General features: G+C 30.7%; 11 protein-coding genes. 5 read left to right on the top strand and 6 right to left on the bottom strand.

Annotation, left to right across the window (positions count from 1 at the left end):
• The first annotated feature begins 49 nt into the window (after positions 1–49).
• On the top strand, positions 50–1,762 hold the full coding sequence (locus tag Q0828_RS20415; RefSeq protein ID WP_298425777.1) for an FG-GAP-like repeat-containing protein: 1,713 nt from the start codon (positions 50–52) through the stop codon (positions 1,760–1,762).
• A 10-nt stretch (positions 1,763–1,772) separates the two neighbouring features.
• On the opposite strand, the gene Q0828_RS20420 is transcribed toward Q0828_RS20415, so the two are convergent.
• From Q0828_RS20420 to Q0828_RS20445, 6 genes are all read right to left on the bottom strand, one after another.
• On the bottom strand, positions 1,773–2,129 hold the full coding sequence (locus Q0828_RS20420) for a hypothetical protein (protein WP_298425780.1): 357 nt from the start codon (positions 2,127–2,129) through the stop codon (positions 1,773–1,775).
• A gap of 140 nt (positions 2,130–2,269) precedes the next feature.
• Positions 2,270–3,844, bottom strand: a complete 1,575-nt coding sequence (locus tag Q0828_RS20425) for a hypothetical protein (protein ID WP_298425783.1) — start codon at positions 3,842–3,844, stop codon at positions 2,270–2,272.
• 139 nt (positions 3,845–3,983) lie between these two features.
• Positions 3,984–5,735, bottom strand: coding sequence for a LytTR family DNA-binding domain-containing protein (locus Q0828_RS20430; protein ID WP_298425786.1), 1,752 nt, complete (start codon positions 5,733–5,735; stop codon positions 3,984–3,986).
• A gap of 97 nt (positions 5,736–5,832) precedes the next feature.
• Positions 5,833–7,026: a carboxypeptidase-like regulatory domain-containing protein gene (locus Q0828_RS20435; protein WP_298425789.1), complete on the bottom strand. Its 1,194-nt coding sequence runs from the start codon at positions 7,024–7,026 to the stop codon at positions 5,833–5,835.
• Positions 7,027–7,158: 132 nt separating this feature from the next.
• Entirely contained in the window at positions 7,159–8,328 is a 1,170-nt protein-coding gene (locus Q0828_RS20440; protein ID WP_298425792.1) for an MFS transporter, read from the bottom strand.
• Between the two features lie 255 nt (positions 8,329–8,583).
• Positions 8,584–8,868: a hypothetical protein gene (locus tag Q0828_RS20445; RefSeq protein ID WP_298425795.1), complete on the bottom strand. Its 285-nt coding sequence runs from the start codon at positions 8,866–8,868 to the stop codon at positions 8,584–8,586.
• Positions 8,869–9,097: 229 nt separating this feature from the next.
• On the opposite strand from Q0828_RS20445, the gene Q0828_RS20450 reads away from it, so the two are divergent.
• From Q0828_RS20450 to Q0828_RS20465, 4 genes are read left to right on the top strand one after another with little or no spacing between them, the layout of a single operon-like run.
• Complete coding sequence (locus Q0828_RS20450) at positions 9,098–9,871, top strand: hypothetical protein (RefSeq protein ID WP_298425798.1); 774 nt, start codon at positions 9,098–9,100, stop codon at positions 9,869–9,871.
• Positions 9,872–9,883: 12 nt separating this feature from the next.
• Positions 9,884–10,546, top strand: coding sequence for a hypothetical protein (locus Q0828_RS20455; protein ID WP_298425801.1), 663 nt, complete (start codon positions 9,884–9,886; stop codon positions 10,544–10,546).
• Positions 10,513–11,283, top strand: a complete 771-nt coding sequence (locus tag Q0828_RS20460; protein ID WP_298425804.1) for a sensor histidine kinase — start codon at positions 10,513–10,515, stop codon at positions 11,281–11,283. Before Q0828_RS20455 ends, Q0828_RS20460 begins: the two co-directional genes overlap by 34 nt.
• Positions 11,280–11,930 carry a response regulator transcription factor gene (locus Q0828_RS20465; RefSeq protein ID WP_298425807.1) on the top strand — a complete coding sequence of 217 codons (651 nt, stop codon included), beginning with the start codon at positions 11,280–11,282 and terminating at the stop codon, positions 11,928–11,930. Before Q0828_RS20460 ends, Q0828_RS20465 begins: the two co-directional genes overlap by 4 nt.
• Positions 11,931–12,029 lie beyond the last annotated feature (99 nt).

Raw genomic sequence — 12,029 nt, forward strand, 5'->3', positions numbered from 1 at the left:
ATAAAATTAAGATTTACTATATTTGCAATGAGATGTAAAAATTGCGAATATGAAAAGTTATACTATTGCTGTATTAACATGTTTGTGTATCTTCCCGATGAATGCACAAATACTCTTCGAAGACAAAGCAGTTGAACTAGGTATCAATATTACAGGAAACGCAAGTACACAATTAGGTGGCGTTAGTTTCTATGATTATGATAATGATGGCTGGGACGATTTAACCTTTGCAAGTAAAGAAAATTTCCCTGTACGATTTTTTAAAAACAATTCAGGAACGTTTGTCGAAGAAACGTTCAATATTACCATTGCCAATCATTCCAAACAAGTGTTATGGGTTGATTATGATAATGATGGTGATAATGATTTGTTTGTAACACGTTTTGACGACTCAAATAAATTGTATAATAATGATGGAAACTTCAATTTTACAGATGTTTCTGGAATTGCAGGACTTCCTTCAACGACTTTATACTCTTTTGGTGCTTCTTTTGGCGATTATGATAATGATGGTGATTTAGATTTGTTTTTATGCAATAAAGATGATGCTAAAATTATTCCAAATCAATTATACAGAAACAATGGAAACGGAACATTTACAAATGTTTCTTCATTTGCCGGAATTAGTCCGGTTGGACATTTATCATTCTGTTCTTCATTTTTTGATTATAATAATGATGGATTCTTAGATATTTACATCTCTAATGATCGATTCGCCAATACAAATATCTTGTATAAAAATAATGGAAACGGAACCTTCACAGATGTAAGTTTGGCTTCTGGTGCTGGTGTTGCAGCCAATGCAATGTCTACAACAATTGACGATTACAATTACGATGGTTTTCTGGATATTTATGTGACAAACACAACTGAAGGAAATCATTTATTAAAAAATAATGGAGACGGAACATTTACGGATGAAGCAACTTCTACAGGAACCATTTTTAATAGTATAGGTTGGGGCGCAAACTTTTTAGACGCCGACAATGATACTGATTTAGATTTATACGTTTGTAGTATGATCAATGATCCTGCTTCTGGATTGTTAACCACAGGATTTTATCAATGTGATACAGGTTATAATTATACAAGTCCAACAATGGCAGGGTTTGCGAATGATGCATATACGAGCTTTTCAAATGCACTTGGAGATATAAATAATGATGGATATCAAGATTTTGTAGTGATAAACTTGGCGCCAGACAATCATTCATTATGGAGAAATACTGGAGGAACGAATAACTGGTTAAAAATCAAGCTTGAAGGAACCATGAGTAATAAAGCTGGAATTGGAGCAAAGATAAAAGCAACTGTAAATGGAGAATCAATGTACAGATATGTATTGTGTGGAGAAGCTTTTTTAGGACAAAACTCAGCAACAGAAATATTCGGATTGGCAACAGCGACTACCATTAATACTGTAGAAATCTTTTGGCCAAGTGGACTTGTTGATACATATACAGATGTAAGCGCCAATCAAGTATTAACCGTTGTCGAAGGAAGTACATTAGGTATAAACGAAGAAAACGCTGAAAAATTCAGCGTTTATCCAAATCCTGCAAAGGATTATATTTTTGTAAATACAACAATATCAGAATCGTATACGCTTACAGTTTTTGATAGTTTGGGCAAACAAGTATTCTCTCAAAAATCGCAAGGTTTGCAATCAAAATTGGATGTTTCAAACTTATCTAGTGGAATTTTCTTTTTAGAAATTCGCACCGAAAAAAGTAAAACGGTTCAGAAAGTTGTGATTCATTAAAATCTATTTTCTAAAAAATATGTAAGATTGCTAAGATTAAAAGTGCAATTCCTACAATTACTTTAAAGGGCATTAATTTCTTTGAAATTTTTACCAAAGCACCACCAATTGCTGGAACTTGACTTAGTACATGAGTTAATAATAACAAACCACCTGCAATTGCTACTGCGCTATAAATTATGCTATGAAAACCTAATAGAAACCAAACACCTAATCCTAAAGAAGCACCACCGATTGCTGTTGTAAACGGCATTAATTTTTTAGCGATGTTGTTAAAGAAATCACTTTCTCCATCTAGTTTGTCAAGCGCTGTAATACCTAATAGAATTCCTGCTAAAATGTTAGCAATATCAAAAATAAGTCCCATTGTTTTTTAAAATTAAGTGTTAAACTATTCTTTGTTTTTATTGTTTACACCAATATACAAATAAAAAAAGCATGATAAAACTGAGTTATTGTTTTATCATGCTTTTCGTTGTATGGTTATATTTTTTTGTCTAAAACATCTTAGTCATCACCAAAAGGAATATTTTGATACGCTCCAGCATCTGTTTTGCCATTTGGTGCAGACGTTCGCATGGTTCCTAAAATATCAAAAGGAGCAAACATTGTAGTTGTTGATTCATTTCCTATACCAACAGCGCCAGAATTAGTTCCAATTATGAATTCGTTTGCTTCAGGATTTTTGAAATCAAAAGTAGTAGAGTTTGTCACAATATCAACTTCATCGAAGATTGTATCGTTATTGAAGTTGTATAACGCATCGTTGGCAAATCTGTTTTGAAAATCATCAAATTTAATGGAACAGTTTTCAAACTTATAAATTAAGTCAGTACTCTCATTTTTATCAAGAATCAATTCAATTCCGTTGTTTCCATCAATAATACAATTAGAAAAGTTAGCTTCTAAAACTTCAGTAAGTATCGGGCTTCCATCTCCAAAATCTATATAATTATCTAACAATACTGTTGGGAATACTCTAAAACTATTTCTCCAATAGTTCGCAAATGTACAGTGTGTAAATGTGTATTTTCCGCCCAAATTACAATATAAAGAAGCTTGTCCTGCACTTCCAATCACTGTATTAGTAGCTTCTACATTACCTGTGCGTGCCAATAAACCAACAGTAGCACTGTTATGAATTTGAGAACTATTAAGTGTTAAGGTTGGATTACTTGTTCCATCGCTATTTTCTGTTAGGATTCCTACAGAAGCATTTTTTATAGTTGCATGATTGATTATGTTGTTGGTACTTCCATCAGTTAACCAAATTGTTCCCCATTGTCCAGGAACGTTTGCAAAACCAGGTTCTAAACGATCGCCTTCAAAAATGACTTCACCTTCTAAATCTTCAGTTGTACTTGTAGTTCCATTGACTTGTAATGAACCTTCATTGGCAACAATTAAACCAGAATTTGCATGAAAATGTATTCTTGCACCAGCATCAATATTTAATACTTTATTTTGCCCAATAGCTGCATATCCATAAATTACATAGGGTTTATCGTTGGTCCAGTTGAGTTCGGTATCTTCCAAAAAGAAACCTTCAATTCGAGTTTCATTTCCTTCATCATCTACCCCAAGAAGTAAAGTTTCAATAGTTCCATCATCAAATTGTTGCGGATATAGGAAAACGGCATCTTGTACAAGTGTAACTAATTCTACTTTTTGCTGATTTCCTCCATTATCAAATTCTATTGCATCTGTATATAAAAATTGATCACCACTTGAAAAATCATTGACATCAACAGTCGTTTCTACAAAAATGAACAAGCTATCATTTGCTAACAATTCAACATCTTGAAATACTTTTCCAGCAATTCCATCCACATTTAAACGATATTTAGACGTTTGTCCTTCTCCTAATTGAATGGTTGGAATATGAATATCGTCATCACTTCGATTGTATACTTTTAGGTTGTACGTGCTTGATCCAATATTGCTAAAAATAGTATCAAGATATACAGTATCTCTAGAAAATTCTAATTGTCCAGAACTTGGAACGGTTACAAAATCTTTTCTACATGAACTCCAAAGTATAGCAATAGCAAGAATTAAAAAAGTATATAAAAGTTTCTTCATTGTAATGGTTTAATAATTATATGTCTTTACTAGACATATATAGCTGTAAAAATATAACTTTTTGAAATTCTTATTATTGTTTAAAAGAATTAATTTTAGTCTATTATGCCTACTTTATTTGTTTAGTATGGTAATATGACTAAGAAACCACGTTCTTTTTGAAAGTTCGTGAAATAGGAATTTCAATATCAGGGAGAATGTATAAAACCGTTCCGCTAATGGACTTGATTTGATTTTTATTTACAATATACGAACGATGCGTTTGAATAAAATTTGGCGGTAATTGAGCAGCAATTTCATTTAATTTATTTCTATCAACAATTGTTTTTTCAATTGTGTGTACTTCTATATAATTTCGATCAGATTTTATATAGGTAATTTCGTCTAAATAGACTTTCTGTTTGTTGTTGAGAAAAATACTTTTGCGTTCTACTTTTTTAGCGATGATTTCTTTCTCTTTTTCTACTTCTATTTTTTCTTTTGCGCTCGATTTATACTTTTTATACACAAAAACGAGTAATGCTAATAAGCTGATACTTAATAAAGAAAGTACAAAGAAGTTATTTTCTAAAAATGATACAGAATCATTCAAATTAGTGTTTTCGTCTTGTAAATTTTCTACCTCTTCACGATATTTTACAATATTAATGAATGCTTCTTTTTGATTATCAATTATTTGACGATTAATGTTATTAGCATAGGTTTGATATTGAATGCTTTTGTCTTTTTCAGAACTTGTATAGTGTTTGGCTAATACATTATAGGTAAAGTATAAATAATCTAAAAATTGAGTCGTATCAACCTTTGACAGATTTTCTTCCAAACGCAAAGCATAGTATGAAGCAGAATCTTTTGCATTGTTTTTTATAGAATAATCCAATAAATAATTATGAACATTTAAGGAAACAAACGCCCGGTTAGTTTCATAAGCAATTGGTTTAAATTTTAAAGTATATGTTCTATATTTTTCTAAATTATTAGTTGTTTTTGCAATTTCGCATAACTGTTCATATTTAGAAAACACAATGTTTTTAGGCATAGAATCACTAATATTTAATAAAATTTCTTCGCTTTTTGCATAGCTCGTTTCATGAATGTAAAACTTGGCTAAGTATAATCGTGTAAACATTAAAATATTCAGAATATCATTTTCTTCCATAAATGTTTCTGCTTCAATTGCTTTTTCAATCAAAGGTTTTACATCTTCTGCTTTTATAGGTCTAGGAATCAGTTGATAAGAAAGATCGAGTTCAGTAACTCGTGAAGCTGCAATTTTATATGAATCATTACTTTTTTTTGCAAAAATGATCTCTTGTGTATTGTAATTTAATGCTTTTCCAATTTCTTTTCTATTTCTGTGTAATAAAGAAATTCTACTTAAGGCTTCCGTGATTAAATCATATTTATCAGTATCTTTTACATCATTAAAAATCTTTTTATACTTCACTAAAATACTGTCTGAGCTTGCATTTTTATACCGATTTAAATACGAAGCGTATTTCATTCTATTTGCAATATAAACATCATTTAATTGCGGAATTTTAGCAGTTTTTGCTAAAGAAAAAAGCTCTTTGTATAAGTTTGAAATTCGAGCAGTATCATTTTTAATCAATGAACTTTGTATTTGAACCTGTATTCCTTGTATTTGTAATACAGGAATTTGCGCACGATTAGCATATTTTACAGCAGAATCTGCGTATTGTTGTTGTGCTGTAAAATCTTTTATAAAATCTGACTTTTCAGAAAGCTTGAAATATTCATGGCTTTTAATAGAATCATTATCCGTTTCTTGAATTTTTTGAAGAGAAGTTGCAACATCTAATTTAGATTCAGCTTGTCCAAAAGACAATTGGATCACAAAAAAAAGTAATAATATGTAGCGTTTTTTCACGAATGAAACGGAGATTAATATTGTGACAGCAATAGTTAGTTCTTCATAAAAGTAAGTATTCTACAGAAAAAAACATAACTTTTTAACTATTACACAATCAACCTTTATTTTTAGCGTGTTTTGCAGCTTTTTCAGCTTTACGAGCTGCTCTTCTGGCACGTCTTTTTTCACGTTTCTCTTTCCATTTTTTCTTTTGAAAAGCAAAATAGTTTTCGATACGTTTTTTGTTTTCTTTCTGTTCTTTAGTTAATGGTCTATCATGATGTTCTATCCAACGTGGAGATGTAACAGCTCCAACAACTAAAACAATTTCTGCCAAACTATTGTCAGATGCTAGTTGTGCATTATGTGTATTTTGAGTAACTTTAATCTCAGTAGATTCATACCCAATATAACTAATGACTAAGATATCATTTCTCTTCATGTTTATTTTGTAGTTGCCGTCAAAATCTGTACTCACACCATTTGTTGTATTTTTAACTATTACAGTTGCGCTTGGCAATGGCAAACCTGATTCATCTGTAATTACTCCGCTAACAGTAATATTATCACTTAAAATTGTTATGTCTTCTGGATTTATAGTGGTAACTGAGCCAATTACTTTTCCTAATCTTTGAGTATGATATGGAAGTATCTGAACTTCAACTAGGCTATTATCTTGTTTTAATGAGAAGTTATGATTTTTATTCGTTACTTTTATTTCAAGAGATTCATACCCTGTATAACTTGCTATTAAGACATCGTTTATTTTTGTAACGATGTTGTAATTACCATCAAAATCTGTAGTCGTTCCAGTATTAGTACCTTTAATCTTTATAGTTGCACCAGGTAATGGAAGTCCAGATTCATCAGAAATAATTCCACTAACAGTAATAGCATCTTTTTTAGTTTTTTTAGCAACTTCTCCTTTTTTGTGAAGCGATCCAATATTTAAGGACGTATATGTACCAGTATTTGTCTGTTCCGTTTTAGGAGTATTTTTAGTGTCTTTTTTTATTTCTTGTGAGAAAAGCGTTATTGGTAACAAAAATGAAGCTGCATAAGATAACCAATGATTTCGTTGCTTTCTGTCTACAATTAATTTACGATCTAATTGAGAAGTTAAGAAACGTCCACAAACATTGTCATTTTTTTGAAAATGTTTCACAACGTTTTCATCACTGCTAACTGTAAAATCAACCACTTCTTTTGTGCAAACTCCACAAAACTTACCTTTTTGTGTTGGTGTCATTTCATTCCAATCTTCTTGACAAGGTTCTGGAATACTGATCATTATTTTTGGATGTTTCATAGTTACGTTTTAAATACAATTCAAATAAAACACAAAAAACATAGGTGTAAAACCAATAATGAGTGAAGTGGTGTTTTTAATGAGCTAACTATCTTGACATAGCTTTTTAAACGATTTAAAAGAAATTCATGGTTACTTCTTTCTTTTCCGTATCGCAATTAAACCAAATATTGGGCCTACTGCTAATATGATATAAATAATTGGCGCATCGGTATAGGTTCTTAATTCATTTAATAATTGAATACTAAGTATGGTAATCGCAAATCCAATAGAATTTACAATCGTCAGTGCTGTCCCTTTTAAAGCTGCTGGCGCATTGTGAGCAACTAATGTTGAGAAAAGCGGAGAATCTGCAATAACAACCATTCCCCAAAAAAGGAGAAAAATAATAAAAAATACTTGTGACGAAACAAAAAGCATAAATGGTAATAAAAGACAACATATACACGATAGAAACAAAGAAATAAAAGCAATTTTTTTAACGTTGAATCTTTGTGCTAAATAACCACCTATAACGCAACCCAAACTACCAATTCCAATCACTATAAACGATAAAAAAGAAACATTGATTGCTGTTTCTGCATGTTTTTCTGTGTACATACTTAGTATGATTGGAACAAATGCCCAAAAAGCGTACAATTCCCACATGTGTCCAAAATACCCAAAGGCAGCAGCTCGGAAACTTGGTTTTTTAAAAATGTTAGGAATTGAAGAGAGATTTATGTGTTGACTTTGTTTTCTATAAGGTCCATTAGGAACTAAACTAACCATTAATATACCGCCTAATGTTGCTATGGTAGATGTAATAACTAAAACAAATTCCCAAGGTAAATTCCCTTTGATGTCTTTTAGTAAATGTGGAAGTGCAGTTCCAATAACTAAAGCACCAACTAAATATCCTAGCGATTTTCCAAGTCCTTTTTCAAAATAGTCTGCGGCAATTTTCATACCTACAGGATAAATGCCCGCAAGGAAGAAACCTGTTAAAAGTCGAAAAGCTAGAATGGAAGCATATGTATTTCCTTCCCAAATGATACAAATATTGAATGCAGCTCCTAAAAAAGCACACATCATAAAAACTTTAGATGATGAATACCGATCAGCTATGGATAACAAAGCAAAAATTAATGTTCCAATAATAAAGCCAAGTTGAACACTAGAAGTTAGGTATCCCAAAGCGCTTTCTGCCAAATTGAAATTAGATTTCAATTCTGACATAATTCCATTTCCTGCAAACCATAATGAAGTACATAAAAATTGTGAAATCACAATGATTGGAAGAATATGTTTAGGAACTTTCATGAATTTGATGTTGCTATAGTAGCTTTATGCTTCTAAGATTTTGTTATGTCTAAAACTACAATATTCTTATCCAATGTGAAAGTGAACTGAAGAGTTTTACTCGATAATCGAGATTAAAAACATTCCAGAACTTATTTGTTTATATTAAAGAGGATTCTTGGATATCTCTCTTGAGGGAATAAATAGTTTTCATAAAAAAACTCCTTTACTTCAGACAGAGATAAAGGAGTTAAATACTGTAATATATAACACTAATTATACTTCTTTTACAATGAAATTAAAGCTACTAGCTGTAGGTGTATAAACACCATTTACATCTTGAAATACTTGCATTGTAAATCCTCCTGTATACGAATACAATATGTATGATAGCCCTGGGACTTGTAGTGTTGGCGACACTACAACTGCTGATTCTCCAGAAACTTTTCCATTGTAAGCAATAGTATATTTCTGTTGACCTTGATCATATTGGCAAGTAAATTTACTGTTGTCAGCATCAAGAACTCCATTTGATGAGACAACTCCTCCAAAATTTGACATAATTTGATAGTTTTTAAATGATTAATAATAGTTAGTTGTATATCAATTTTGTTCTTAGCGCTAAGTTTTTAATTTGATATGATTCAAAAGTAGAAAGTTCTTAAAATGAATAAAAGATAGTAATTACGTAATTTTAAATACGTGTTTTAAGTAGCGCAAACACGTATTAATACTTGTTGTTAATTATCTTATTTACAATAATTTAGTGTAAACTTTAAAACAATAGATTATGGCTTTAAAAACAATTGGAGATTTTAGAGAAATTGAAATAGGGTTTGCTGCTGATATGACAAAAGCGTGGCAAGAAAAATACCTTTTGAAAGCATTTTTGTTTCATGAAAATGATATTACATGTTTAGAAAATGAAAGCAATGATGAGCAGAAAGTAATTGGAGTTCGTTTTTATATGGGAATTGAAAAAGGAAGTAATGGAGAAGAACCTGATATGATGGTTGTTGGTGTAGATGAACATCATCTTGATATTATTACTAGAACAGCAGAAACTGAAGAAGAAACTGTCAGTGGTATTTATAATTTTGCATTACCATGTCCAAGACTTTGTGATAAAGAAAGCGACTTGTTTTGGGGAATAGATAGTGGAACAACAAGTTATGAATCTGTTATTACAAAAACACCTTATGATGCTACGACAAGTGATTGTCAAATTGAAAAATATTCTATCACTAACGAAGTTGCTATAAAGCGAGTAACAGAATGGCAATGTGTTAAAAATAATGAGTTAAAATCTATTTATTTTGATATTAATGATTTAAAAGCAATTTTCAATGAATTAGGAAATCCAGATGCAGTACGTATATACTTTGCTTTGGAAGATGAAGCACATCGTGTCATTTTGATAGGATGTAAAAAATCAGATACTGTTTCAGATTTGTATGAAGATTTTGATACAGAATATGTATATATTAATACAGCGGCTCCATGTACCGGAAATGGGGAATTATCATGTGATATTACAAGTGAATTATATCGTAATTGTGAATAACACTAAACTTATATGTTTACAGCATCTTTTTTACGAACTGTTAGTGAAATAGCTCAATTATCTATTTTAGTTCCATTACTCATGATACTAATTCGTTTCAAGCGTTTTGGTAAACCTTTTATCACTTTAAGTGTATTGTTAGTTATGGCTTCTATTATTTCATTTATGGCGTATATACATTACGCTAAAGAAGAAAATAATATGTATTTATTACATATATATACGATTCTTGAATATATAGGTTGGACATTTTTTTATTATCAACTATTTGAAAGTAAAATCATAAAAAAAGTACTTGTAGTTCTTATTATATTATTTGTATTGTTTTCAATAGCAAATACGATTTTTTGGCAACCATTAGAAATAAATAATTCACATAGCAGATCGTTAGAAGGCTTTTTATTAGTCTGTTTTGCTGTTACTTGGTTATATAAAGTATTTGTAGACAGTGCGATAAAAAATATAGAAAAACATCCTGTTTTTTGGATCAATACTGCAGTTTTAATCTACTTTTCAGGAAACTTTGTATTATTTACGGCACAAGATTTATTACTTGAAATTACATTGAAAGAATTCATTGTAGCTTGGACATTACATGGATTCTTTTTAATACTTCATTATTTATTAATTTCCTTAGGTATATGGTTGAAAAAGCACAGGACAGCGCATCATTAGTGCTATACATGGGAATGTTAGGAATGTTTTTCCTTGCCGTTGCTATTGTTGGTTTTGTATTAATCTATAAAAAACGATTGCTACAACAGCAAATAGCACATCAACAACAATTATTAAACAGTACGATAGAAATTCAGGATGAAGAACGAAAACGCTTTGCGGCTGATTTACATGATGAAATTGGAGGTGGAATTTCTACAATATTATTAAGTACTGCCAAATTAAAAAAAGAAGCTGCTAAAAACGAAAAAATTATAACACAATCTGAAACAATTCGGAAACAATTAGATGATGTATTGCAAAAAGTACGTGAGATTTCATACAATATTATGCCGCCAACATTGGAAGATTTTGGCTTGAACGAAGCGTTAAGCGATTTATGTTACACTATAAATGAAACAGGTTCACTCACTGTTCAATATGAATGGAGTGGAAGTGAAAAACGATTAAAATTTTCAACAGAACTTGCTATTTACCGAATTACAAAAGAATTAATAACGAATACCGTAAAACATGCAAATGCACAAGTAGTCACAATACAAATTACAAATACTACAAAATATTTCAAACTCATAGTGAATGATGATGGAAACGGATTTGACCAAAAAACGATTAAAAAAGGCGCAGGATTACGAAATATACATGATAGAGCGTTGATTTTAGGAGCAAATCTTACAATTTTATCTAGTATAGGGAAAGGAACAATAACAACATTAAATTTAAATAAGTACATATGATACGAATTGGATTGGTAGACGATCATTTATTATTTAGAGAAGGTTTAAAAGCAATGTTTCATGATGAAAAAAATATGGAAATCATCTTGGAAGCTTCTAATGGGCACGATTTTTTAGAAGTATTGCGAAATTCTGTTATAAAACCTGAAGTAATTCTATTAGATATTCGAATGCCAATTATGGATGGATACGAAACAGCAAAAATATTGCTAGAGAAATATCCAGATATGAAAATAATTGTCCTAACCATGCATGAAGAAGAGCGCCATATTATAAAAATGATTGAATTGGGCGTAAATGGATATTTAATGAAAAATGCTAGCCCTGAAGAAGTAATTGATAGTATTCGTTGTGTAATGGAATACGATTATTATTTCAACAATAAAATAACAAACATCATGCGAAAAGTAATGATGTATCAAGGAAAACGAAATGGAGATCATCCAATAGTACAACTTTCAGAACGCGAAATAGAAGTACTCGAATTAATATGTAAAGAATTTACAGCCAAAGAAATAGGAGAGAAGCTCTTTATAAGTTTTAGAACTGTAGAAGGACATCGAAAAAAACTACTTGCTAAACTGAATGTACGAAATACAGCAGGTTTGGTTGTATTAGCAATTAAAAATGAAATAGTAAAGATCTGATTTCGACTAGCTCAGTCACCAGACTTCGAAAAGCTCATTTACCAGATTTGGATAAATCTCAGTCGCAAGGTTTCTAATATTGACGAATAAAGAAAAATA

This window comes from uncultured Kordia sp. (assembly GCF_947496985.1).
Taxonomy (GTDB): Bacteria; Bacteroidota; Bacteroidia; order Flavobacteriales; family Flavobacteriaceae; genus Kordia.

Excerpts from the sequence above, each read along its gene's own strand:
- Q0828_RS20415 (WP_298425777.1), top strand. The coding sequence starts at position 50 with ATGAAAAGTTATACTATTGCTGTATTAACATGTTTGTGTATCTTCCCG.
- Q0828_RS20420 (WP_298425780.1), bottom strand. The coding sequence starts at position 2,129 with ATGGGACTTATTTTTGATATTGCTAACATTTTAGCAGGAATTCTATTA.
- Q0828_RS20425 (WP_298425783.1), bottom strand. The coding sequence starts at position 3,844 with ATGAAGAAACTTTTATATACTTTTTTAATTCTTGCTATTGCTATACTT.
- Q0828_RS20435 (WP_298425789.1), bottom strand. The coding sequence starts at position 7,026 with ATGAAACATCCAAAAATAATGATCAGTATTCCAGAACCTTGTCAAGAA.
- Q0828_RS20440 (WP_298425792.1), bottom strand. The coding sequence starts at position 8,328 with ATGAAAGTTCCTAAACATATTCTTCCAATCATTGTGATTTCACAATTT.
- Q0828_RS20445 (WP_298425795.1), bottom strand. The coding sequence starts at position 8,868 with ATGTCAAATTTTGGAGGAGTTGTCTCATCAAATGGAGTTCTTGATGCT.
- Q0828_RS20450 (WP_298425798.1), top strand. The coding sequence starts at position 9,098 with ATGGCTTTAAAAACAATTGGAGATTTTAGAGAAATTGAAATAGGGTTT.
- Q0828_RS20455 (WP_298425801.1), top strand. The coding sequence starts at position 9,884 with ATGTTTACAGCATCTTTTTTACGAACTGTTAGTGAAATAGCTCAATTA.
- Q0828_RS20460 (WP_298425804.1), top strand. The coding sequence starts at position 10,513 with ATGGTTGAAAAAGCACAGGACAGCGCATCATTAGTGCTATACATGGGA.
- Q0828_RS20465 (WP_298425807.1), top strand. The coding sequence starts at position 11,280 with ATGATACGAATTGGATTGGTAGACGATCATTTATTATTTAGAGAAGGT.